The sequence below is a fragment of the Paracoccus methylovorus genome, from assembly GCF_016919705.1.
GTDB lineage: Bacteria > Pseudomonadota > Alphaproteobacteria > Rhodobacterales > Rhodobacteraceae > Paracoccus > Paracoccus methylovorus.
This window is the reverse complement of sequence record NZ_CP070371.1, coordinates 1,067,431-1,089,758: the sequence shown is the minus strand read 5'-3', so window position 1 is coordinate 1,089,758 and position 22,328 is coordinate 1,067,431. Positions and strand designations below refer to the sequence as shown.

Below are 22,328 nucleotides of genomic sequence, written 5' to 3'. Positions count from 1 at the left end.
AAGAGAGGGGATGCTTTTACAGACCCCAGAGGCTTGCCACCGGATCTGTCTTTGCTGGCCGCGCTTTCTGCGCGGGCTTGCGGAGGCTGCGGCGAGCACTTTCCAAGCCGAGACCTGCCCAGCGGGCAATCGACTCGCGGTCCTCAAGATCAGTAGCCGGTATCATGAAGTAGTTCAGTGCGGTGGCGATCCGCTGGCCATTGCGGCTCGTTTGATAGGCAAACTGTTCGCAATGCTGATCCAGAAAAGCCTGGCGATTTCCGTCATCCGCCCTGAAGTATAGGGATTGTGATGGTGCGGTCAGCCCGAACATGCCAGCATCGCAGATGAGACCGACACAGCCGAACATCTGCTTGGTCGTGAAGGTTAACGTTCCATCCAGCTGATCTGAAACGAACGAAGCGAATGAGGCTTCTATTGGCATATTTGCGTCCGGAGTAGCACATGAGAATTTGGCAGACAGTATCCTGCCAGATGACCACCGAGAACCGAAAACGGGTTCCCGTCAGGTGTTGGGGGCAAAGCCCGAGAGAAGGGCCTGGAGATCACTATGCAGGTTCTGACGACATCTGTCGTAACCGTCCGTGTCCGAAGCCACGAATTCGATGAAGCGGGCGTTCTGAAGATTGAATAGGGCCCTGCCCAGATGGGCGGCATGGGTTCCGGAGGTGATCCGCTCTTCCTTTATCAGCCTTTCGATTTCGCTAACCAGGACCGTGGCCAGACGGCGGTCGAGATCCCCGTAAAGCTTCGCAAACCGCGGCTCGGCCCCATGGATCGATGCGGAAATGACCTGCCGCCAGATCGCCTTATCGAGATGCGTCTGGGTATGTTTGCAGATAATCTCGAAAAACCGAAGCACCAGTCCGGGCAGGTCTGAGGCCTTCCCCCGCAGGCGCTGGTCGAGCGTAACCAGAAGCTCCCGATCACTCTCCGCAACGAGCGCCAGAAGCACTCCTGATTTTGTGCCGTAGTAGTTGTGAACCGTTACGGTGGAAACGCCGGCAATCTCTGCGATCGCCTCCATGGTGATTTTTTCGAGGCCCGTCTCAAGGAAGAGCCGCTTGGCCGCAGCAATGATGCGGGCCCTGCGGTCTTCCTTTTGCCGTTCGCGCAAGCTCATGGGTGCTAAATCCGTCATGGACGCCATCTTCGCGCCTGCCATGCTGGAGTTCAACTAAAATTTTATCTTATAAATTTTTTTATTGACTACAAAATTTATGCCCATAAGAATTTTCGAAGAGTTGTCGCGCTGAGACAGATGACCGACAGGGAGCCCATCATGAAATCGCAGAACATCGTCCTTGCCGCCGCCACCTTGCTCGCGGTGCCTGCCTGGTCTCCGGCCCGGGCGAACGAGACCATCAACTTCGGCATGTGTGTATCCTGGCCAAGTTATGTGATGCTGGAGGTCGCCCGGCAGAAGGAGCTCTTGCCGGGTTACGACCTCAACATCACGAATTTCGAGGATCCTCTGGGAGGGCATGCCGCGCTCGCCGCCGGGCAGATCGACGTCTATGGCTGCACTGCGGACTACATTCCGGTTGCGGTAGAGGCGGGGCTGAACGTTGTGAACGTCGCCTACCACACGCCTTCATATGGCGTTGACCATGTCATCCTGGCGCCGGGCGTGGAACCCGGAGATCTGCGCGGGAAGAAGGTTGCTGCGCCACAGGCCTATATCGGTCAGGTTCTGATGGGCCTTTGGCTGGCGCGTGAAGGGATCGCGCCGGAAGATGTCACCTGGGTCAATCTGAACGCCGACGAGGCGGTCGGGCCGATGCTTTCGCGCGATCTCGCCGCAGCCTACATGTATGAGCCCTGGATTTCACGGGTCCTGGAGGCCGCGCCGGGCGCACGATCCGTGGTGGATACGGCAGATCCGGAAATGCTGAAGACCGGGATCTTCGTTGATGCCCTTTTCATGAACAAGGACTTCATCGCCAACCGTCGCGAGGCCGCGGTTGCCGTGCTGAAGGCGGACTGGGATGCGCGTGGTTACTGGCACGAGAACGTGGAGGAGACCAATGGGCTGGTAGCCAAATTCCTTCAATGGTCGGTCGAGGACGTCAACTCGGTGATCGGGACGAATGGCAAAAGCCTGGAGGGCGGCACCTATCTTTTCGACTTTGACGAGGCGGCACGCACCTGCGGCGTTCTCGAGGGTGAGCCCCCGTTTGGCCTCCCCAACGGGTCGATGCAATCCTCCGCCGCTTTGACGAATGAGTGGTGGGTCAGGCTGGGCGTGATGAAAACCACTGTCGATCCCGCACAGGGCATCGATTGCAGCCTGATGGGCGACCTTGTGGCCCAGGGTTACCGCCAGTCCTTCTCGGCTAACTGATCCATCGGCCGTCTCTCCGGTCAGGGGCCGGAGAGACCAGGAGGAATTCCATGTCAGACGTTGTTTCGGGGCGCAGACCACGCCTCATACAAATCCGCGTGCCGGTGTCCCGCCGTCAGGCGCTCATATCCGGGATTGCGGTCTGGGCCATTTTCTTCGGAATCTGGATCCTGTCCTCCGCGCTCGGCTGGGTGAACCCCATCCTGGTCCCACCGCCAGACCAGGTTTTCGCGACGATTATCCGGCTGTTTACAGTCGACGGGTTCGGCTCCGATGTGCTGATTTCCATCATGCGGGTGCTCATCGCTTTCGCCCTGGCGACACTTGTTGCGGTGCCGATCGGGGTCGCGATGGGCGCGTTCCCCGCAATTGATGCGGTGATCGCTCCCTTTGTCTCTGCCTGGAGATACCTGCCCGCGCCCTCCTTCATACCGATCCTGCTGATGTGGTTCGGGACCGGTGAAACACCCAAGCTGGTGCTCCTTTTTCTCGGAGTGATCTTCTTCCTGATCACGCTGATCGCGGATCACACCCGTGACGTGAGACGAGAGTTGATCGAAACCGCCCTGACGCTGGGTGCAGGACGACGGGTCACGGTCATGCAGGTGATGTTTCCGGCCGTGCTTCCCAACATCCTCGTCGCGATGAGGCAGATGCTCGCGGTCGTCTGGACCTATCTGGTGATTGCGGAGATTGTTGCCTCCACCACCGGCATTGGCGCCATGATGATGCGGGCACGTCGCTTCCTCAATACGGATGAAATTCTCGCCGGTATCATCGTCATCGGTGTCCTCGGTATGCTGTCGGACCTGGCTTTCGCGCAGCTCCACCGCCGTCTTTTCCCTTATCTGGAGACCAAGCGATGATGTCCGACACGATCCTCAGCATCCGCAACGTCTCCAAATCCTTCGACCTGCCACGTGGAAAGAGCCTTACGGCGGTGGATGACGTCTCCTTCGATGTGCCGCGCGGGTCTATCTGCGTCCTGCTTGGCCCCTCCGGAAGCGGAAAATCAACAATCCTGCGCATGATCGCCGGACTGGAAACCCAGAGCGCCGGACAGGTGCTTCTCAATGATGTTCCGATCGACGGACCGGGCCGGGATCGCGGTATGGTGTTTCAGGCTTATACCTCGTTCGACTGGATGTCGGTGGGTCGAAATGTAGAGTTCGGCATGAAGATCAATGGGGTGTCGGCTGACAAAAGGCGCGGCCGGGCCGAACATTTTATCGGGCTGGTCGGTCTTTCAAAGTTCATTGACGCTTATCCATCCCGTCTTTCGGGCGGAATGCGGCAGCGGGTGGCCATCGCGCGGAGTCTGGCCAACGCGCCGGAGGTTCTTCTGATGGACGAGCCCTTTGGCGCGCTTGATGCGGAGACGCGCTGGCAGATGCAGGAATTGATGATCGAGGTAGCGGAGGCATCCGGAACGACGATGGTCATCGTCACCCATGATATCGAAGAGGCGATCTATCTGGCCGATCGTATCGTCTTTCTCTCCAGCCATCCGGGCCGCCTCAAGGAGGAGATCATCCCCTCCTTCAAACCGGGACGGCTGAAACGCAAGGAGGATGCCATCGCTTTGCCGGGTTACGCGGAGCTTGAACACAAGATCATGAGGATGATGCGAGAGGAGGGCGGACACTGATGTTCCGTATCGATTTTACCGGCTGCGACGTCGTGATCACCGGGGCGAGCCGCGGGATCGGCAAAGGAATTGCTGCTGGCTTTGCCCAGGCCGGGGCTCGTCTGCATCTGATCGCGAACGATCCGGGTGTCCATGACAGCGCTGCGGAGTTCGGCGCAACCGCTGCCGAGGCGGACATAACTGATAAAGCCGAGGTGGCCCGTGCTCTTGGGTCTCTTAGCCAGATCGATGTCCTGATCAACAATGCCGGTCTGGAGCTGATGACACCGGTTACGGACGCCACAGACGAGGTCAGCAATGCCTTCCGCCGTGTGGTGGACATCAATGTGACCGGAACCTCGATTGTCACCTCCCTGGCCCTTGACCGCATGAGGCCGGGCAGTGCGATCATCAATACCGCATCAATCTGGGGCAGGGTCGCCGAGCCGGGCTTCGGCGCCTATGTCGCCTCCAAGCACGCGATTATCGGCCTCACGAAGACCTGGGCGCGGGAACTGGGGCCACGGGGCATAAGGGTCAACGCCATCTGCCCGGGCTGGGTCCGAACAGAGGCCTCGATGAGGTCGCTCGGGCGCGTTGCCGCTCAGGCGGGGAGGAATGAGGAGGAGCTCCTTGATGAGATCGTGGCGGGCCAGGCTTTGCCGGGGCTTATGGAGCCACAGGACATGGCTGCCAGCTATTTGTTCTTCGCCTCGGACCTGGCCGCAAACATCACGGGTCAATCTCTTGGCGTCGACAGAGGAGAGGTGCCTTGGTGAATTCGCTTTCAGGGAAACGCGCGCTGGTTACCGGGGCCGCGAGCGGCATCGGACTGGCCTGTGCGACCGCCCTTCGCAACGCGGGCGCGGAGGTCGTAGGACTGGATCTCCGACCGCAGTCTACCGACTTCAGGGTGCTCGCATGCGATCTCTCGGACGAGGCGCAGGTTATCGCCGCCGTAGCCGAGGCCGCACGGATCATGGGCAAGATCGATATCCTGGTAAACAATGCCGGGATCCTCGAGGAGAGACCGCTTGTGGAGCTCAATGCCGCGCATATTGACCGTATGTTCGCGGTGAATGTCCGGGGCGCAATGCTGGTTGCGCGTGAGGCCACGCCACATCTGCCTGAGGGCGGCCGTATCATCAATATCGTCTCCGAGCTGGCGCTTCTGGGGCGTGCCAACGCATCGGTCTATGTTGCGACCAAGGCCGCAATGATCGGGGCGACCCGCTCCTGGGCCCGCGAGCTTGCGCCGCGTATCCTGGTCAATGCGGTCGCCCCCGGACCCACGGACACGCCATTGCTGGGCTTTGATCAGCTCGACGCGCGTGCAAAGGCGGAGGAGACCGCCAATCCGCTCGGTCGTATCGGGCAGCCCGCCGAGGTCGCGAATGCGGTCGTCTTCCTGGCCGGGCCCGGCTCCACGCTCTTTACCGGACAATGCCTCGGCGCCAATGGCGGCGCGGCGATGAACTGATGGATTTGATATGACAAGCAGCGTTTTTTATTCCGAACACGCATGGCCGGAGCTAGAGGCCAGAATTTCGGCCGGCGCGCCGATCTTCCTGCCCCTGGGCGCGACAGAGCAACATGGACGCCATATGGCAATCAACGTCGATGTGGAGCTCCCCACCGCGGTGGCCGCACGCGCTGCGGCGCTGACCGGCGGTTTGGTTCTGCCAACCCTGGCCTATGGCAACCGCTCTCAGCCCAAGTCGGGCGGCGGCCCCGGCTTTCCGGGGACACTCAATCTGACCGCGGGCACCTTCTCACTGGTGGTGCGCGACGTCATTTGCGAGCTCTTCCGGCAGAAGGTGCGCAAGATTGTCACCGTGAATGGTCATTATGAGAACATCGGCCCGACCATTGAGGGCATTGAACTGGCGCTTGACCGGATAGGCCGGGATCGGGCCGATGGTCTGGTAATCCTGCGTGTCGACCACTGGGACCTTGTGAGGCCCGAGACGCTTGCGCGCATTTTCCCTGATGGATACCCGGGCATCGAGCTCGAACATGCCTCGGTCATCGAGACCTCGATGATGATGGCATTGCGTCCGGAGCTGGTTGACCTGGAAAAAGCCATGCATGACGGCCCCGCCGCATTCCTTCCTTATGACCGCTATCCTCGCCCCTGCGAAGAGGTGCCACCATCGGGCGTGCTTTCGCTGACGGAGGGCTCCTCTGCCGAGAAGGGCGAATGGCTGCTGTCCGACTGCACTGCCGGGATCGTCGAAGCGGTCGCACGCGAATTCAACTGAGGAACCGATCATGACAAGCTATCATCAACCCGTGAACGCCGCTGCGGTTCCGCGCTTCGCCGGCCGCTCCACCTTCATGCGTCTCCCCGCGGTGGATTCCGCTGAGGGGCTCGATATCGCATTGGTCGGCATTCCCTGGGATGGCGGCACCACCAATCGGGCCGGCGCGCGCCATGGGCCACGTGAGGTGAGAAACCAGTCAAGCCTGATGCGCAGTGCCCACCACGTTTCTGGAATCGCACCCTACCAGATCGCCAATATTGCCGATGTGGGCGATCTGCCCGTGAACCCCATCGATCTGCTCGACGGGATCTCCCGCATCGAAGAGGGCATGTCACGGATCGTCGCGACGGGCGCTCTGCCTCTGTCCATCGGGGGCGACCATCTGACGACGCTGCCGGTTCTGCGCGCGGTCAATAAGAGCGGGCGCGCGGGTGTCAGGCCGCTTGGCATGATCCATTTCGACGCGCATTCCGACACGAATGACAGCTATTTCGGCGGCAACCGTTACACGCATGGCACTCCTTTCCGCCGTGCCATCGAAGAAGGCATCCTGGATCCTGCGCGCATCGTGCAGATCGGCATCCGTGGCTCTGTCTACGAGACCGGAGAGCATGACTGGGCGAAGGCCCAGGGGGTGCGGATCATCTACATGGAGGAATTCGCACGCCGCGGCGTGGACGATGTGATGGCGGAGGTACTCGATATCGTCGGCAAGCAGGAAACCTATGTCACTTTCGATGTCGATTCGATTGATCCCTCAATGGCGCCCGGCACCGGAACGCCGGAGATCGGCGGGCTCACGACCCGTGAGGCCCAGCAGATGCTGCGTCAGCTCCATGGCGTCAACATTGTCGGAGCCGATGTGGTCGAGGTGGCGCCGCCATTCGATATCGGCGGCATGACAGCCTTGGTAGGAGCCACGGTCATGTTCGAACTCCTCTGTATCCTGGCGGATCAGGTGCGGCGAAACAGGGCAGCGTGACAGAGAGCGTCCGGGGCGACCGGCCTTGAGAGCGCGCCATACCATGTCCTTGTTCAGCCAGATCAGCAGGGAGCCGCGAAGCTTGAGCGCTTGGTTATAGGATTTCCAGTTCGTCCTGCGGTAGGCCTCGACCAGCGCCAGGTGCAGTGCCAGGTCCGCAAAATCGGGGATGAAGGTGCCCTATCGAAGGAAAGCAGTGGATCTTGTCACGGCTGCGCGCTGATCACCAAGAACAAGACCGAGGAGTTCTATTTCCCGGACAGTCCGTATTGATCACAATGGGCGGGCGCATTGCACCCGCCTATATCCTGCTAGCCAAGATCGGCAGGCAGCAGTTCTGCGGGAAGGTTCTGATAGCAGACCGGACGCAGGAACCGGCGGATCGCCATCGTGCCGACCGAGGTAGCGCCGAAATTGGTCGAGGCCGGATAGGGTCCACCATGGACCATGGCATCACAGACCTCGACGCCGGTGGGATAGCCGTTGACCAGGATCCGCCCCGCCTTGCGTTCAAGCACCGGCATCAGCCGCGCCGCCAGTGCGGCATCGCCCGCATCCATATGCAGCGTGGCGGTCAATTGCCCCGCGAAACCGCGCGCCAGATCCGGCATCGCCTCGGCCGAGGGCACCCGCACCACAAGGCCAAGCGGGCCGAAGACTTCTTCCGCCAGCCCGTGATCCGACAGGAAGGCGGCCGAGGAGACCTCGTAGAGGTTCGGACCGACCTCGCGCCCGCTGCTGTCGGTGGCATGGACGGGCCGCACCGAGTTGCTGTCGTCCAGCCGCGCCTTGCCCGCGCGATAGGCATCGGCCATGCCCACCGTCAGCATCATCTGCGGCCCGATGGCGGCCAGCGCCCCGGCGGTGGCGGCGACAAGGGCGTCGCCCTCGGCACCCTCGGGAACGACGGCGATGCCGGGATTGGTGCAAAGCTGGCCGGCGCTGCCGGTCATCGAGGCGGCCCAGCCCTTGCCGATCTCGGCGCCGCGCGCCGCCAGCGCCTCGGGCAGAACGAACATCGGGTTGACCGAGCCCAGCTCGCCGAAGAACGGGATCGGCTCGGGGCGCTGCGCGCACAGATCGAACAGCGCCCTGCCACCGCCGAGGCTGCCGGTGAAGCCGACCGCCTTGATCAGCGGATGCTGGACCAGCGCCGTGCCGACGTCGCGCTTGCCGCCCTGCACCAGCGAGAAGACACCAGGATGGATGCCGCAGGAGCGGATGGCGGCCAGCACAGCTTCGGCCACGATCTCGCTGGTGCCGGGATGGGCGGAATGGCCCTTGACCACGACCGGACAGCCCGCCGCCAGCGCCGATGCCGTGTCGCCGGCCGCGACCGAGAAGGCCAGCGGGAAGTTCGAGGCGCCGAAGACCGCGACCGGTCCGACCGGGCGCTGCATCAGCCGCAGGTCCGGGCGCGGCAACGGCTGGCGGTCCGGCAGCGCCTTGTCGTGCCGCCGATCCAGATAATCGCCTTCAAGGATCGTTTGGGCGAACAGCCGCAACTGCCCGGTGGTGCGCCTGCGCTCGCCATTCAGGCGCGCCTCGGGCACCCTTGAACGCTCCATCAGCGTCGTGGGGCCAAGGATCAGCATGGTTTTTTGAAGGCTGTTGACCGAACTGACAAGAAACCGGTTCTTCGCAGCATTCAGCAGCATCATATAGAACTGCCGGTTCAGCGTTGCTCCCTCGCGTTTGTCGGCGGCACCCCCGAATTCGTCGTTCAGCGCTTCAAGCGCCTTCAACTCGACAGCCGAGGCTGCACGAGAGGCAAGTCTTGCCGCCGTTCCCTCGACCATGGCGCGCCTTTCGTAAAGTTCCATGATCTCGGGGTAGTCCAGAGTGCGGATTGTCGCGCCTTGTCGTGGGATGCGAACGACAAGGCCATCGGCTTCAAGCTGTCGGATCGCTTTGCGGACAGGGTGCGCAACATGCCACGGCGGGCAGAGATCTCGACCTCGCGCAAGCGCATTACGGGCAATTATCGTATCGAGATGTATACAATGGCATGCAAACTAGAACAAACCTGTCTGTTGCCGGTTTGCGCAGAAACCTCCGTACCTCAGGGACCCGGCTGAATATCCGTGCCGCCGTTTGCCGCTAAACCTGCTGCGGTCCCGTCAGAAGGCAGAGCCTCTAACAAAATCGTTCCAGAACCGGCTTGACTACGATTCCACCGCAGAGTAATTTGAATAGTATATTCATTTAATGAATACAATCAGCAACTCTGAAGTTGCCGTTCCAAAGCCGGCTGCTCGTCCGTGAAAGGGCGGGCTTGCCCGGATATTGCCGTCTGCCTTGGGGAGGAGGCCGCACGGTAAACGTTGTCGCAGGGAAATATGTCAATCGGAGAGGGAGGAAAAACCGATGCGCAAGTCAATGTTTCGAATAATCGCGGGGGCAATCGTCTGTGCCGGAGGGTCGGTCGTCACGGCTGCCGAATTCGAATGGAAGATGTTCACGATCTATGACGTGGCCGGCAATCAGACTGCATGGGCACGGGGGTTTGCAGAAGATGTCAGCAAATCCACCGACGGCCGACTGAACATCCGTGTCTTTTCAGGCAGCGAAATGCCCTACAAGGGCGTGGATGTCTATCGCGCGTTAAGCCGCCACCAGATCGAGATCGGCCACTCGCCCACCGGGTTCATCGCAAGCGATCTGCCTGTCGTGGGGGCGATGGCGATGCCTTTTGTCTGCACCGACCCGCAGAAATTCTTCGATACCGCCCTGCCCAAGGTAAGGCCGATGATGGACGAGGCGATTTCCGAGAAGTTCCGTTCCACGCCCATCATTCACTGGATCATGCCCGGTCAGCAGATCTGGTCCGTTCCCCCAATCCACACGCTGGACGACTTGCAGGGCAAGAAAATCCGCACATGGAACCGCGAGCAGGTCGAGACGCTGGACAGCTTTGGCGCAAGCAGCGTGTCCATTGCCACCGTCGAACTGACGCAGGCACTGCAACTGGGCACGGTGGACGGCGCAATCACGGCGGCGATCAACGCCAACAACTGGCATTGGACGCAAATCCTGAAAAACGCCTATATGTTCAACATCACGCTGTCGCATGAGGTTATCTCGGTCAACAATGACGCGTTGGCCGAATTGCCCGAGGATGTGCGCGCAGCCTTTCTGGAGGCGGCCGCCCGTTGGGAGGTCAAGTTCCGGGAAGAAGTCGCCAAGCTTGATGAGCATGCGCGCGAACAGTTGACGGCCGACGGCATGATCCTGACCGAACCGAGTGCTGAGGATGCGGCAACGCTGCGCGAGCAAACGATGGGCATCGCCGACGCCTGGGCGCAAGCCAACGGCGATGTAGCAGCCCAGATCCTTACCGGCCTGCGCGAAGGCTGCAACTAGCAACGTCGCCATAAGGCAGGGGTCCGCCCCCGGCCCATGCGATACATAAATGCGGGTTCAAAATGTCATTCGCAGAAAAAACATTAATCGCACTGTCATCCATCCTTGTTGCGCTGATGGTGGTGTTGATGAATGTCGAGGTTTTCATGAGATATGCTTTCTCGACCTCGACCAAGATATCCGAAGAGTTCTCGGGCTATATGTTCGCCATTGCGACTGTGCTGGCGTTCGTGCCCGCGCTGATGCGGGGGCGGTTCCTGCGCATCGGTGCGGGACTTGCATTGATGCCGCTGCGCATACGGGCGGTATTTGAACTGCTGGTCGGGCTTATTTCGGCGGCATTCTGCCTCGTGCTGACAGTGCAGGTCTGGTCGCTGTTTCGCACCAGTGTCGAGTTCGGATCCGTATCCGAGGGGTATTCCGCAACCCCTCTGATGTATCCGCAAGCCATCCTGGCCCCGGCGCTGGCTCTTTTGTCGGTGGCGATGCTGGCGCGCGGCATCACGCTGTCGCGCGAGCTGTGGCAGGGCAATACGAGCATGCTCATGGAGGAAGAGAATGTCGTGGACTGAACTGGTCATCCTTTACTCCTGTGTGCTGATAGGCTGCCTGGCGGGGGGCGTATACATCGGCGTCGCCATGGGTCTTGCCGGGTTGGCGGGCATCACCATGATGTTCGGAACCTCGCTTTGGCAGTCGATCGGCGACATCGTCTGGAACAACGCGACCAACTTTACGCTGGTCGCAATCCCCCTGTTCATCCTGATGGGCGAGATCATCTTGCAGGGTGGCGTGGCCGCGCGGTTCTATTCCGGCCTGTCGCGGGTGTTCCGCCATATTCCAGGTGGGCTGGCGCAGACCAATATCGCCGGCTGTGCAGTGTTTTCGGCGGTCAGCGGTTCATCGGTTGCCACCGCAATGACGGTCGGCTCGGTCGCCGTGGGCGAGATGCGCAAGCGCGGCTACAAGGACAGCCTGACGATGGGCACCCTGACGGCGGGTGGCAGCCTTGGCATCCTGATCCCGCCCAGCATCCCGATGATCGTTTATGCCTCGATGACCCATGAATCGGTGATCGACCTGTTGATGGCAGGGATCGTTCCGGGGGTCGTCCTCGCCCTGTTCTTCTGCGTCTACATCGGTATCCGCGCCGTTCTGGATCCCAGCCTTGTGCCATCCAAGGACGAGGCGATGTCCGAGACCGGTGGCAACCTGATCCGCGATTCCCTGCCCATCATCCTGCTGGTGGGCGGTGTCATCATCGGCATGTATGTCGGCGCCTTCACCGCGACCGAGGCGTCGGCTGCGGGTGTGGTGCTGTCTGCACTGATCGCGTGGTATTATGGCGGGCTGAGCTGGCAGGCGATTAAGGTGTCGTTCTCGAACGCGGTGGCATCCAGTGCGGTTATCATGTTCATCACCATCTGCGCGCAGATCCTGCAATACGGGATTGTCGTCACAGGTTTTGGCGATGGGATCGCGACCTTTATCAAGGGCATGAACCTTAGTCCCTTCGTGTTCTTCTGCATCCTGCTGATGATCTACATCTTCCTTGGCATGGTCATGGAAGGGCTGTCGATGATGCTGGTCACGGTGCCGCTGATCTATGGCCCGATGATGGCGATGGGCTTTGACGGTGTATGGCTGGGGATTCTGATCATCCTGTATATCGAGCTGGGCCAGATTCATCCGCCCGTCGGACTGAACCTTTTTGCGATCCAGTCGATCGCACCTGACACCAAGCTGGCAACGATCGCCTGGTCGTCCTTGCCCTATTGCTTCATCATCATCGGCTTTGCCTTTCTGATCTACGCGTTCCCGCAGATCGTGCTGTGGCTGCCGAACACGCTACGCTGACCGCGGCGGAAAGGAAGAAATATGTATGCACCACCCCCCCGGATCACCGCCGAAGTCTATGCCCGCCTGCCAGACGAGCTGCGGAAAAAAGAACGCGGCGGCGAATGGTTCAGCCATCAGCCCGCCATGGGCCAGCATCATTCGGTGCTGGAGGGCCCTTCGTTCGATGGCGAAGGCAACCTTTATTGTGTCGATATCCCCTGGGGTCGGATTTTTCGCATTGATCCCAACGGAAACTTCAAGGTGGTGGCCGATTATGACGGCTGGCCGAACGGACTGCGCATCCATCGCGACGGGCGCATATTCGTGGCAGACCACAAGCATGGGATCATGATCCTTGACCCTGATACGGGCGAGGTGACGCCCTTCCTTGAGCGGTTCCAGATCGAGCGGCTGAAAGGCGTGAACGATCTATATTTCGCGCAGAACGGCGACCTGTATTTTACCGATCAGGGCCTGACGGGCCTGCATGATCCGACCGGCCGGGTGTTCCGTGTCAGCGCCAGCGGGCAGGTCGACTGCCTGTTGGACAATGTGCCTAGCCCCAACGGCCTTGTCCTGTCACTTGACGAAAGGGTGCTTTATCTTGCCGTTACCCGCGCCAATGCGATTTGGCGTGTCCCCTTTTCCGATGACGGATCGGTGGCCAAGGTTGGCAACTTTATCCAGATGACCGGTGGGGGCGGCCCGGACGGCATCAGCATGGACGAGGCCGGCAACCTTGCCGTCTGCCAGATCGGCATGGGGGCATTGTGGCTGTTCAACCCTCAAGGAGAGCCGATCTTGCGTGTCGACAGCCCCAAAGGGCGGCAGACAACCAATGTCGCCTTTGGCGGGCCTGGTCGCAAAACCGCCTTCATCACCGAGTGCGAAGAGGGTGCGATCCTGAAGGTCGACATGCCGCATGCAGGTAAGCCGATGTTCTCGGGCTTCTGATCCTGTGCAGCGTAACGATGGTCATGGAACCCGCCACAGCATGGCCGCGGCGGGCTCTTTTCATTCCGTTGTGTGCGAATAGGGCAGGCGACCCGGTACGGGCAGTCGTGCAGTCAGAATGGTGCCGGTGGTCGAGTCGGTGATGTAGATCTGATGCGGGTCGGTTACGCCAAAGGCCAGATTCGTCGTCATCTTGCCTCGGGGCGAAACCACGCGCTGCAACGGCTCTCCAAGCGGGCTGAAAACCCAGACGCAACCAAGGCCACCATGGACGACCAAAAGATTGTCGGCGCTGTCGGTCAGCAGGCCATCCGGCCCAAGTCCGCCCGAGAGTTGCAGGAACCGGCTGACACGACTGACACCGCCGTCGGGTTGCAGGCGCATCTGCCAAACGGCGTTCTCGCGGAACATGTTCAGATAAAGCATCGTTCCGGCACCGTTCAGTGCCAGCCCGTTCGGTGCGGCCAGATTGTCCAGCACGATCCTAGCATTGCCTCGCGTGTCGATATGGACAAGCCGTCCGTCGGGACGGTCCAGATCGGAATCTCCCATGTCGGTGAAATAGATCTCGCCTTTCGGTGTGAAGACCAGATCGTTGGGGCCGATCAGACGTTTGCCTTCGACTTGTTCCACATAGGGTTCGGCCATGCGGCTGATCGGGTCGATGATCATGATCCCACGTTTATGATCCGCAACAAAGATCCGGCCGTCGCGATGGATGCGCAGGCCGTTCGGCTCTCCGTCGTATTGGACGAACAGCTCGAACGTGCCGTCAGGTGCGATACGAAAAATGCGGCCATAGGGAATATCGACGCAGTAGAGAAATCCGTCACGGCCAAAACCCGGCCCTTCGAGAAAGGAGCCGGGCTTACCCCAAGGGCGGCCTTCCAGCCAGGGCGTCGGCTCACCCGTCCAATGCAACGCCTTCGGCACTTCGGCAAACGCCTCGGCCGTGATGATATCGGGAAGTGGAAACATATGTTTGCCTGCGGACTGTTGGTTGAAAGCGCCGCCTTGCCCGGCGACGCCTGTTAGCGGTTCATCTGGCGGTCTGCATTTCCAGCTTAGTTCATCAGACCGATATAGGTCGGTAGCCACAGGCTGATCTGCGGGATGAAGGTGATCAGCAGCAGCGCCAGCAGCAACGGCACCAGCCAAGGCAGGATCGCCATGGTCGTCCGCTCGACCGATAGCTTTGCCACCCGCGATAGGACGAACAGCACCATTCCCAATGGCGGATGCAGCAGCCCGATCATCAGGTTCAGCACCATGATCAGCCCGAAATGAACCGGGTCGATGCCATAGGCGGCGGCAATCGGCAGCATCAGGGGAACAAGAATGGTGATCGCGGCGATCGTGTCGAGGAAGCAGCCGATGATCAGCATCAGGATATTGGCCAGAATCAGAAAGACCCATTTGTTGTCCGTCAGCCCAAGGATCAGCGTCGAGAACATATGTGCGGCCTGACTGACCGTCAGCAGCCATGCGAATATCGAGGCGGCGGTGACGATGAACAGCACCGATGCGGTAGTCTCGATGGTGTCGAAGCTGGCCTTGGCCAGCATCCGCATGGTCATGCTGCGATAGCGCACAAGGCCCAGAAACAGCGACCACAACACGGCAGCCATCGCCGCCTCGGTCGGGGTGAACCATCCCAGCGTCATGCCGCCGATCAGGATCATCGGCGTCATCAGCGCCATCACTGCCGAAAAATCGAACCGCCAATCCAGCGCGATAAGCACGACAAGAGAGCCGAGCACGGCGATATTTGTGGAAACGTCCATAGAGGTCAGGACATAGACCGCCAGCGGAAAGCAGAAAACCACCACCACTTCCAGCCCTGCCTCGGCCAGACGCCGCAAGTCGAATTTCGTATCCGCGCCCCAACCGTTGCGCCAGGCAAGATAGGTTACGGTTCCCATCATCAGCAGCGTCATGACGATGCCGGGCAAAATGCCGGCCATGAACAGCGCCCCGATCGAGACGTTGGCCATCATCCCATAGATGACGAAAGGCAGTGAGGGCGGAAATATCGGCCCCAGCGTCGCCGAGGCGGCCGTGACGCCGACCGCGGCCTCGACCGGATAGCCGTGATCCTTCATCGCCTTGATCTCGATGGTGCCAATGCCGGCCGCATCTGCCAGCGCCGTTCCCGACATTCCCGAGAACACGACCGAGCCGATGATGTTCACCTGTCCCAGCCCGCCTTTCATCCAGCCGACCAGCGCCAGCGCGAAATTATAGATCCGCCCGGTAATCCCCGCGCAGTTCATCAGATTACCCGCCAGGATGAAGAACGGGACGGCCAACAAGGGAAAGCTTTCGACCCCGGCGACCATCCGCTGCGCTGCGATCAGGTCGGGGGCGACATTGTAGATCAGGATATAGGCGAGAGACGATGTCGCCATCGCCAGCGCGACTGGCAAGCCCAACACCATCAAAAGCAGGAATCCTCCGACAAGGACAAACATGATCAGTCCCCCATCCCGTCAAATGCTTCGGGCCGTTCCAGCGCTGAATAGCCGCGCTGCCAGTTCTGCCACGCGACCTGCGCCGAGCGCAGGACCATGAAGCCAAAGGCGGCCACCACCGGATACAGCATCCAGCGGCGGGTGATGTTGACCGAAACCATCCGCTCATCCGCCACCAGCGACACGTATCGCCACATCAGCCAAAGGAAGTATCCCAGAACAGCGATACGCAGGATGTCCACGCCGGTCGATATCCACCGGGCGACCGACGCCGGGACATAATGGTAAAGAACATCCACCTGAATATGACGCGACAGGCGAATGCACATCGCCGACCCAAGAAACACCAAGACGACCAGCGCGGCGACCGCAACCTCTTCGGTCCAGGCCACGCTGTTGTTGAGCGCGTATCGCGTGAAGAATTGCAGGAAGACCAATCCGACAATGCCCCAGAAAACGGCTAGCGCCATCCAGTCCTCAATGCCGTATCGGCCCAGATCGACCTCGGGTGCGTCTTCCTCGAATGCCTGGGCCAGTTCGTCGATGGAACCGGCCGGAACGGATGTTGCGGAAGATGTTGCGGATACCATATCAAGGCTCCTGCTGGATATTACCATTACTAGAGGGAAAGGGCCCGCATGTGCACGGGCCCGCCGAGATCATTGGACGGCGTGGATCGCGTCCCAGTCGGCCTTGTCATAGCCTAGGTCTTCGAACTTGGTTTTTTCGATGACCGCGCTCTCAAAGCTGGCCCGATCGACTTCGTCAATGGTCAGCCCCTTGTTGCGAAAGATTTCAAGCAGTTCGGCTTCGCGGTCGCTGGTTTTCTGCGAGGCGCGCGCTGCCGCCTCTTGCATGACCTCAGCGAAGATTGCGCGATCATCCTCGGAAAGATCGTTCCATGCGCTTTTCGAAACGATGATGTTCAACTGGTCGACAATATGGCCGGTCAGGGCGATGTGGCTTTGCACCTCGTCCAGCTTTTTCGCCTCGATCGAGGTCAGGGGGTTTTCCTGCGCTTCCACCGTGCCGTTCTGAAGCGCCAGATAAAGCTCGGCAAAGGGGATGGGCGTGGTGTTGGCGCCGCAGGCGGCGGGCATCGCCAGATAGGCGGGAATGCTGGGCACCCGCATCTTCATGCCGGCCAGATCTCCGCATTGGGTGATGGCTTTGTTGGCGGTGGTATGACGGGTGCCGTAATAGGCGGTGGCCAGGATGTGGTGGCCGGCCTTTTCGGCATAGCCCTCGGTCAGCTTTTTGTAGGCCGGGCTTTTCGTGTAAGCCAGCAGATGCGCCGGATCGCGGAAGGTAAACGGATAATAGGTGACACCGATAGGCGGGTATTTCTTGGCCGCCAGGCCGTTCGCCAAGATCACGATATCGACGGTGCCCAGCGTCAACCCTTCGTCAAGGTTCACCTCATTGCCAAGTTGAGCAGCGGGATAGACCTCGATCTTGTAGCGGCCTTCGGTGCGCTCGGCGATTTGTTCGGCGGCCCATACCGCCTCGGTATGGAATGGCTCCGAAACCTCGAAAATATGGGCCCATTTCATCACGGTCTGGGCATTGGCCGTTGCCGCGGTTACGCAAAGCGCGGCGCCGATCACCGCGCCGACAAGCTGACGACGTGTAAGCATTTTTCTTCCCCCCTTTAGCGCCGGTCGTTTGTGGCGCATCGTTGTTTCGATGTTTCGCCGAGACCGCATCTCCTCCACACGGCTCAACAAAACTATTCTACAGATGAATTATGATTTCAATTATTATTCTCATAATTCACTGTGTCCTTCGTTTGTCACGCGTTCAGAAACCGCTTTTGCCAGTCGGCATGTTCGGTCACCCGCGACAGTTCTGCGATGGTTTCCCCGTCGGCCTCGCGCGAAAGCATTGCATCGTGCGGGGCTTGATTTTTCAGATGGTCATAGGCCTCGGTCAGTGCCTTCAGGGCCATCCGAAACGGAATGTGCGGAAGGAACCGCAGTTTGAGCCGCACCTGCTGGATAAACTTGGCATCTCTGGCAGATTGCTCGGGCAGCCCCAGCACGAAAAGCGGCAGATGCGTTGCCTGCGCCACCTCGACCAGATCTTGCGCGCCACGGGGCAATTCAGCGATCATCAATGCCTCTGCTCCGGTGTCGGAATAGGCGCGTATGCGGGCCAGAGCCTCATCGCGTGGCAGCTCGGACAGGGCGAAGGTCCGGGCGACGATCACCGTATCAGGGTTCCGACGCGCGGCCACCGCCGCACGCAGCTTGCCCACCTGTTCGTCCTGCGACAGCATCAGTGAATGACGCCGCGCGGCATGGCCTATGCATTGAGGAATGGCGTTGTCCTCGATCTCGATCGCGGCGACGCCTGCCGCCTCCAATTCGCGCACGGTCCGGCGCACGGTCAACGCGTTGCCGCCGCCGTCATCGGCATCCACCACCAGCGGCAGGTCGCAGACCCGGTTGATCCTGTGCGCCACATCCACCAGATCGGACATGTTGGTCAGGGGCAGCTCATCCGGCACCGCAAGATTGGCGAGTTTGCCAAATGAACCCGAGATCTTCATTACCTCCCAGCCGCGCATTTCCGCGACCCGCGCCGAAAGCGGATCGAATACCGGCGCGGCATCGGTATGGCCTTCGCGTTGCAAGAGTTGGCGAAAACGCTGTGTCGGGGTCATTTCTGGATCTCCTCTTGCGGACAAGGGCATGGCTTTTGAGGGGCTGGGGTCATGGCTTACCCCCCGCATGGCGCGCCACAAGGCCGCGCACGATGACATGCGCCTGAATTTCGGCTGCGCCCTCGAAGATGCTCAGGATACGGGCGTCGCAAAGAACCCTGCTGATTTCGTATTCCAGCGCATAGCCGTTGCCGCCGTGGATCTGCAGCGCGGAATCAGCGTTGGCCCAAGCGACGCGGGCTGCCAAAAGCTTGGCCATCCCTGCCTCGATGTCGCATCGTTGACCAAGATCCTTTTGTCGTGCGGCGCGATGGGTCAATGCGCGGGTCATGACCAGTTCGACCAGCATCATGACCAGCTTGTCGGCCACCCGGGGAAAGCGGATCAAAGGCTGGCCGAACTGGCGCCGCTCTTGCGCGTAGGTCATGCCCAGTTCCCAGGCCCTCCAGCCAACGCCCAGGGCACGCGCCGCGGTCTGGATACGGGCGCCTTCGAATGTTTCCATCAACTGCCGGAAGCCGGCCCCCACCGTGCCCCCAAGCAGGTTGTCACGACCAACCGGCGCATCGGTAAAGGCCAGTTCGTATTCCCGCATTCCGCGATAACCCAAAACGGGGATGTCGCCGCCTTCAAGCCAAGGGTCTGGGAAAGGTTCGGCCTCTGTCCCACGGGTTTTCGGCAAAAGCAGCATCGACAGCCCCCGGTGTCCCGTCGAATCCGGGTCCGTGCGGGCCAACACCGTCATCAGGTCGGACCGGGCGGCATGGGTGATCCAGGTCTTGTTGCCCTGTATTCGCCACGAACCGTCCGGCTGGGGCAGGGCGCGGGTCTTGAGCCGCGCCAGATCCGATCCCGTGTCAGGCTCGGTAAAGACCGCGGCGGGCAACACCTCGCCCGAGGCGATGGGCGGCAGCCAGCGCGCCTTTTGCTCTGGGGTGCCCGCGATCGAGATCAACTCACCTGCGATCTCCGACCGGGTGCCGATGGATCCGGCCGCGATCCAGCCTTTGCTGAGTTCCTCAGTCACGATACACATGGCAACCTTGCCCAGCCCCAGCCCGCCGTATTCCGGTGCGATACAAATGCCAAAGGTTCCCAAGGCTGCCATTTCGTCCAACACCTCTTGCGGCAGCAGGGTGTCTTGCAGATGCCAGCCATGCGCATGAGGGGTGATCCGCGCGGCCGTGAAGCGCGCGAATTCGGATCGGATCATATCCAGTGTCTCATCCCCGGCAGACAGGGTGGGCATCGCCCCCTGCAACAGCGCCTCGGCCAGTTTGGCCCGGTTCTGAGCCGTGTTGCCATGTGCCAGCAGATCTGCCACCGCCCGGTCGCTGCGGCACAGAGCGGCTTCCTCGGCCAGTCCCAGTTCTTCCGGGCGGATAATCTCGCTCTGGCTTATTGGTATACCGGAGGTCAGTTGGTGGAGGTATTCTCCCATCCCGATTTTAAGGACAAGCTCGTCCACCGGCGTTATTCCTTGCGACGGCACTGCGACAGCCGCCTGTATGATCGCCTCGGCAGTGGTGGCGATCCAGGCAAGCCCGTGAAGCAGGCGTTGTTCGCGGTCGGCGCTTTCCCCCGATAACACGCCCCCCGGCGCCAACCGCCCGGTAACTGCTTGTCCGGCAGTCTTGGCGAAACGCTGTGCAGCTTGCGCCGCGCCGGGATAATCAAGGGTAAGGTCGGTGGACATATGTCTAAGGGTTCCGTCAGTTGAGAAAGACGATGCGGCGGTCATGGAGATGGCCAAGTTCAGCCGACGTCAGGCCAAGCAATGTCGAAAGAACTTCGCCGGTATGCTGTCCCAATCGGGGAGCAGGCGAAGGATGTCCGCGCGGCAGCGAGCAGAACTGGGTCGGCAGTCCGGGTGTCAGGTAGGTTGCACCGCTGGGATGCGTCAGTGGGGCGAAGATCGGGTTCCGCTCGGAAAGTTCGGGATCCTGATCCAGTGCTTCGGTGACGCTGCGATAGGGTGACCAACAGACACCCTCGGCCTCGAGCCGCGCGGCCAAAGCTTCGTAGGGCAGGGCGGCAACGGCCGCCTCGACCACCGGAAAAAGACTGTGCCGATGCTGAAACCGCAAGCCTTCGTCATGAGCGAACGAGACATCCAACTCATGCTCAATACGCGCAACCTCGTGGCCGATGTTGAGGCAGCGGAGCATGGAACGCCATTGCCCGGCAGTCAGCCCGACCAGCATGATCCTCTTGCCGTCCGCTGTCGTGAAGTCGCGGCCAAAAGCGCCATAGAGCGCATTGCCATAGCGCGGGCGGGAAACTCCTTCGACCGCTTCGGCGATCTGGCCCAGATTACCCAGTGTCGCCATCGCCAGATCGGACAATGGCAGACGCAGTTCCTGCCCTTCGCCTGTCTGCTGGCGCATCCGTTCAGCCGCAAGCAGGGCGCATGCCGCATGCATGCCTGCCAGCAGGTCCCAAGCGGGTAGAACATGGTTGACCGGCCGATCCTCAAGGCTTTCAGGGCCGGTCAGCAAAGGAAAACCGACCTTTGGATTGATGGTGTAATCGACCGCAGGCCGGCCATCGGCATGGCCCATGACGCGCAGTGTGATCAGATCGGGTCGCCGCGCCGCCAGCGGCTCGTGGGCCAGAAAGCCGTTTGCGGGAAAATTCGTCACAAACAGGCCGCTTCCGGGGCCGGGCGCAGTGATCAGCGCAATGGCCAGTTCGCGTCCCTCGGGCCTCTTGAGATCAAGAGCGACTGACTTTTTACCCTTGTTCATCCCCTCCCAGAAATAGCTCGTGCCGCCGGATGATCGTGGCCAGCGGTAATAGTCGGGTCCGCCCCCGATCGGATCGATACGGATCACCTCGGCCCCCAACTGGGCCAGATGCATCGCGCAGGATGGCGCGGCGACAAACGATGCGCCTTCGATGATGCGCATGTCGGTCAGAACCGGAAAGGATACCACCCTTTTTCACTCCCTTAAGGCTGCATGTGCTTCGGCCCCTCCTCCAAGGGGTTTCGACGCCAGCTTGTCACCGGGCTGCATCGCCGCTGTAAGTGACGTCTGGACATTATTATTGAATTTGATATTCATCAAGAGAATAATTATGCAGAACCGACAGGGCCGCAACGGCCCCGGGAATCGAGGGAGGACACTATGGTTCAGGACCTGGTCGCGCAGGAAACATTGGACGAATACGCCGAACTTAGCTCGGCGATCATATCGGATGCACTGGATCTGGCCGGGATACACGGCACATTGGAGGGAATGAGCACACAGGTTCCCGGCACCCGGATGTGCGGCCCAGCCTTTACCGCGCGCTATACCTTGGCACCGGCCGCGCTTGGCCGATTCGCCGATTTCATGGACGACATCCCGCAAGGTGCGGTGGTTGCCATCGATAATGATGGCCGGACCGATGTTTCAGTCTGGGGTGACACCCTGTCTCTGTTTGGCAGCGTTCAGCGATTTGCAGGCACGGTGATCGACGGGGTTTGCCGCGATATCGACGGTACGCGGGCGCTGAATTATCCGATGTTCAGCCGCGGCACCTATATGCGGACGGGCAAGGGGCGGGTGGGCGTAGAAAGCACGCAAGCGCCAATTTCCATCTCGGGTGTCATCATCCGGCCCGGCGATCTGATCTTTGGCGATGATACCGGTGTGGTTGCCGTGCCACGCGAGCGGGTGGACGAGGTGCTGGCGCTTGCCCGCAAGATCTCGGCCCGGGACGACGCCTATGAAACGGCGATTCGCGCGGGCTTGCAGATGAAAGATGTCTGGCTTGCACCGCGTGAAGACTAAGCGGTGCCCCTGCCAATGCACCCTCTGACACATCCACATAAGG

22 protein-coding genes are annotated in these 22,328 nt (G+C 60.6%); 12 read left to right on the top strand and 10 right to left on the bottom strand.

Translation table 11 applies throughout. The annotated features are described in order from the left end of the window. Positions 1–16 precede the first annotated feature (16 nt). Positions 17–424 carry a TfoX/Sxy family protein gene (locus JWJ88_RS18595; RefSeq protein ID WP_205295920.1) on the bottom strand — a complete coding sequence of 136 codons (408 nt, stop codon included), beginning with the start codon at positions 422–424 and terminating at the stop codon, positions 17–19. An 81-nt stretch (positions 425–505) separates the two neighbouring features. Further along, positions 506–1,123 (bottom strand): TetR/AcrR family transcriptional regulator, encoded by a 618-nt coding sequence (locus tag JWJ88_RS18590; RefSeq protein WP_205295919.1) that lies wholly within the window; start codon positions 1,121–1,123, stop codon positions 506–508. A 159-nt stretch (positions 1,124–1,282) separates the two neighbouring features. On the opposite strand from JWJ88_RS18590, the gene JWJ88_RS18585 reads away from it, so the two are divergent. The 7 genes from JWJ88_RS18585 to speB are packed head-to-tail and all read left to right on the top strand — an operon-like array spanning position 1,283 to position 7,217. Further along, positions 1,283–2,344, top strand: a complete 1,062-nt coding sequence (locus JWJ88_RS18585; protein WP_205295918.1) for an ABC transporter substrate-binding protein — start codon at positions 1,283–1,285, stop codon at positions 2,342–2,344. Positions 2,345–2,394: 50 nt separating this feature from the next. Beyond that, a complete protein-coding gene (locus tag JWJ88_RS18580; RefSeq protein WP_205295917.1) occupies positions 2,395–3,210 on the top strand; it encodes an ABC transporter permease in 816 nt (271 codons plus the stop codon). Continuing rightward, complete coding sequence (locus JWJ88_RS18575) at positions 3,207–3,992, top strand: ABC transporter ATP-binding protein (protein ID WP_240200289.1); 786 nt, start codon at positions 3,207–3,209, stop codon at positions 3,990–3,992. Before JWJ88_RS18580 ends, JWJ88_RS18575 begins: the two co-directional genes overlap by 4 nt. Continuing rightward, positions 3,992–4,750, top strand: coding sequence for an SDR family NAD(P)-dependent oxidoreductase (locus JWJ88_RS18570; RefSeq protein WP_205295916.1), 759 nt, complete (start codon positions 3,992–3,994; stop codon positions 4,748–4,750). Before JWJ88_RS18575 ends, JWJ88_RS18570 begins: the two co-directional genes overlap by 1 nt. Next, positions 4,747–5,451: an SDR family NAD(P)-dependent oxidoreductase gene (locus JWJ88_RS18565; RefSeq protein WP_240200379.1), complete on the top strand. Its 705-nt coding sequence runs from the start codon at positions 4,747–4,749 to the stop codon at positions 5,449–5,451. Before JWJ88_RS18570 ends, JWJ88_RS18565 begins: the two co-directional genes overlap by 4 nt. 10 nt (positions 5,452–5,461) lie before the next feature. Then, positions 5,462–6,232 carry a creatininase gene (locus JWJ88_RS18560; protein WP_205295914.1) on the top strand — a complete coding sequence of 257 codons (771 nt, stop codon included), beginning with the start codon at positions 5,462–5,464 and terminating at the stop codon, positions 6,230–6,232. A 10-nt stretch (positions 6,233–6,242) separates the two neighbouring features. Then, positions 6,243–7,217 (top strand): agmatinase, encoded by a 975-nt coding sequence (speB, locus tag JWJ88_RS18555; protein WP_205295913.1) that lies wholly within the window; start codon positions 6,243–6,245, stop codon positions 7,215–7,217. Positions 7,218–7,528: 311 nt separating this feature from the next. On the opposite strand, the gene JWJ88_RS18550 is transcribed toward speB, so the two are convergent. Further along, positions 7,529–9,040, bottom strand: a complete 1,512-nt coding sequence (locus JWJ88_RS18550) for an aldehyde dehydrogenase family protein (RefSeq protein ID WP_240200288.1) — start codon at positions 9,038–9,040, stop codon at positions 7,529–7,531. Positions 9,041–9,584: 544 nt separating this feature from the next. On the opposite strand from JWJ88_RS18550, the gene JWJ88_RS18540 reads away from it, so the two are divergent. The 4 genes from JWJ88_RS18540 (at position 9,585) to JWJ88_RS18525 (ending at position 13,373) form a co-directional block, all read left to right on the top strand. Then, the gene (locus JWJ88_RS18540) at positions 9,585–10,580 is read left to right on the top strand and encodes a TRAP transporter substrate-binding protein (RefSeq protein ID WP_205295912.1); all 996 of its coding nucleotides are present in this window, start codon (positions 9,585–9,587) and stop codon (positions 10,578–10,580) included. Positions 10,581–10,642: 62 nt separating this feature from the next. Continuing rightward, the gene (locus JWJ88_RS18535; RefSeq protein WP_205295911.1) at positions 10,643–11,152 is read left to right on the top strand and encodes a TRAP transporter small permease; all 510 of its coding nucleotides are present in this window, start codon (positions 10,643–10,645) and stop codon (positions 11,150–11,152) included. Then, entirely contained in the window at positions 11,139–12,437 is a 1,299-nt protein-coding gene (locus tag JWJ88_RS18530; RefSeq protein WP_205295910.1) for a TRAP transporter large permease, read from the top strand. Before JWJ88_RS18535 ends, JWJ88_RS18530 begins: the two co-directional genes overlap by 14 nt. A 21-nt stretch (positions 12,438–12,458) precedes the next feature. Beyond that, on the top strand, positions 12,459–13,373 hold the full coding sequence (locus JWJ88_RS18525) for an SMP-30/gluconolactonase/LRE family protein (protein WP_205295909.1): 915 nt from the start codon (positions 12,459–12,461) through the stop codon (positions 13,371–13,373). Between the two features lie 60 nt (positions 13,374–13,433). On the opposite strand, the gene JWJ88_RS18520 is transcribed toward JWJ88_RS18525, so the two are convergent. From JWJ88_RS18520 to JWJ88_RS18490, 7 genes are all read right to left on the bottom strand, one after another. Next, a complete protein-coding gene (locus JWJ88_RS18520) occupies positions 13,434–14,351 on the bottom strand; it encodes an SMP-30/gluconolactonase/LRE family protein (RefSeq protein WP_205295908.1) in 918 nt (305 codons plus the stop codon). An 86-nt stretch (positions 14,352–14,437) separates the two neighbouring features. After that, a complete protein-coding gene (locus JWJ88_RS18515) occupies positions 14,438–15,844 on the bottom strand; it encodes a TRAP transporter large permease (protein ID WP_205295907.1) in 1,407 nt (468 codons plus the stop codon). A 2-nt stretch (positions 15,845–15,846) separates the two neighbouring features. Next, positions 15,847–16,434, bottom strand: a complete 588-nt coding sequence (locus tag JWJ88_RS18510; protein WP_205295906.1) for a TRAP transporter small permease — start codon at positions 16,432–16,434, stop codon at positions 15,847–15,849. Between the two features lie 69 nt (positions 16,435–16,503). Continuing rightward, positions 16,504–17,481 (bottom strand): sialic acid TRAP transporter substrate-binding protein SiaP, encoded by a 978-nt coding sequence (locus tag JWJ88_RS18505; protein WP_205295905.1) that lies wholly within the window; start codon positions 17,479–17,481, stop codon positions 16,504–16,506. Positions 17,482–17,636: 155 nt separating this feature from the next. Further along, a complete protein-coding gene (locus JWJ88_RS18500) occupies positions 17,637–18,509 on the bottom strand; it encodes an isocitrate lyase/PEP mutase family protein (protein ID WP_205295904.1) in 873 nt (290 codons plus the stop codon). A gap of 49 nt (positions 18,510–18,558) precedes the next feature. Then, a complete protein-coding gene (locus tag JWJ88_RS18495; RefSeq protein WP_205295903.1) occupies positions 18,559–20,205 on the bottom strand; it encodes an acyl-CoA dehydrogenase family protein in 1,647 nt (548 codons plus the stop codon). A gap of 16 nt (positions 20,206–20,221) precedes the next feature. Beyond that, positions 20,222–21,445, bottom strand: coding sequence for a CoA transferase (locus JWJ88_RS18490; protein ID WP_205295902.1), 1,224 nt, complete (start codon positions 21,443–21,445; stop codon positions 20,222–20,224). A gap of 192 nt (positions 21,446–21,637) precedes the next feature. On the opposite strand from JWJ88_RS18490, the gene JWJ88_RS18485 reads away from it, so the two are divergent. Further along, on the top strand, positions 21,638–22,285 hold the full coding sequence (locus tag JWJ88_RS18485; RefSeq protein ID WP_205295901.1) for an RraA family protein: 648 nt from the start codon (positions 21,638–21,640) through the stop codon (positions 22,283–22,285). Positions 22,286–22,328 lie beyond the last annotated feature (43 nt).

Excerpts from the sequence above, each read along its gene's own strand:
- JWJ88_RS18585 (WP_205295918.1), top strand. The coding sequence starts at position 1,283 with ATGAAATCGCAGAACATCGTCCTTGCCGCCGCCACCTTGCTCGCGGTG.
- JWJ88_RS18495 (WP_205295903.1), bottom strand. The coding sequence starts at position 20,205 with ATGTCCACCGACCTTACCCTTGATTATCCCGGCGCGGCGCAAGCTGCA.
- JWJ88_RS18560 (WP_205295914.1), top strand. The coding sequence starts at position 5,462 with ATGACAAGCAGCGTTTTTTATTCCGAACACGCATGGCCGGAGCTAGAG.
- JWJ88_RS18575 (WP_240200289.1), top strand. The coding sequence starts at position 3,207 with ATGATGTCCGACACGATCCTCAGCATCCGCAACGTCTCCAAATCCTTC.
- JWJ88_RS18595 (WP_205295920.1), bottom strand. The coding sequence starts at position 424 with ATGCCAATAGAAGCCTCATTCGCTTCGTTCGTTTCAGATCAGCTGGAT.
- speB (WP_205295913.1), top strand. The coding sequence starts at position 6,243 with ATGACAAGCTATCATCAACCCGTGAACGCCGCTGCGGTTCCGCGCTTC.
- JWJ88_RS18485 (WP_205295901.1), top strand. The coding sequence starts at position 21,638 with ATGGTTCAGGACCTGGTCGCGCAGGAAACATTGGACGAATACGCCGAA.
- JWJ88_RS18505 (WP_205295905.1), bottom strand. The coding sequence starts at position 17,481 with ATGCTTACACGTCGTCAGCTTGTCGGCGCGGTGATCGGCGCCGCGCTT.
- JWJ88_RS18580 (WP_205295917.1), top strand. The coding sequence starts at position 2,395 with ATGTCAGACGTTGTTTCGGGGCGCAGACCACGCCTCATACAAATCCGC.
- JWJ88_RS18510 (WP_205295906.1), bottom strand. The coding sequence starts at position 16,434 with ATGGTATCCGCAACATCTTCCGCAACATCCGTTCCGGCCGGTTCCATC.
- JWJ88_RS18540 (WP_205295912.1), top strand. The coding sequence starts at position 9,585 with ATGCGCAAGTCAATGTTTCGAATAATCGCGGGGGCAATCGTCTGTGCC.
- JWJ88_RS18500 (WP_205295904.1), bottom strand. The coding sequence starts at position 18,509 with ATGACCCCGACACAGCGTTTTCGCCAACTCTTGCAACGCGAAGGCCAT.
- JWJ88_RS18530 (WP_205295910.1), top strand. The coding sequence starts at position 11,139 with ATGTCGTGGACTGAACTGGTCATCCTTTACTCCTGTGTGCTGATAGGC.
- JWJ88_RS18550 (WP_240200288.1), bottom strand. The coding sequence starts at position 9,040 with ATGGAACTTTACGAAAGGCGCGCCATGGTCGAGGGAACGGCGGCAAGA.
- JWJ88_RS18535 (WP_205295911.1), top strand. The coding sequence starts at position 10,643 with ATGTCATTCGCAGAAAAAACATTAATCGCACTGTCATCCATCCTTGTT.
- JWJ88_RS18525 (WP_205295909.1), top strand. The coding sequence starts at position 12,459 with ATGTATGCACCACCCCCCCGGATCACCGCCGAAGTCTATGCCCGCCTG.
- JWJ88_RS18520 (WP_205295908.1), bottom strand. The coding sequence starts at position 14,351 with ATGTTTCCACTTCCCGATATCATCACGGCCGAGGCGTTTGCCGAAGTG.
- JWJ88_RS18590 (WP_205295919.1), bottom strand. The coding sequence starts at position 1,123 with ATGAGCTTGCGCGAACGGCAAAAGGAAGACCGCAGGGCCCGCATCATT.
- JWJ88_RS18515 (WP_205295907.1), bottom strand. The coding sequence starts at position 15,844 with ATGTTTGTCCTTGTCGGAGGATTCCTGCTTTTGATGGTGTTGGGCTTG.
- JWJ88_RS18570 (WP_205295916.1), top strand. The coding sequence starts at position 3,992 with ATGTTCCGTATCGATTTTACCGGCTGCGACGTCGTGATCACCGGGGCG.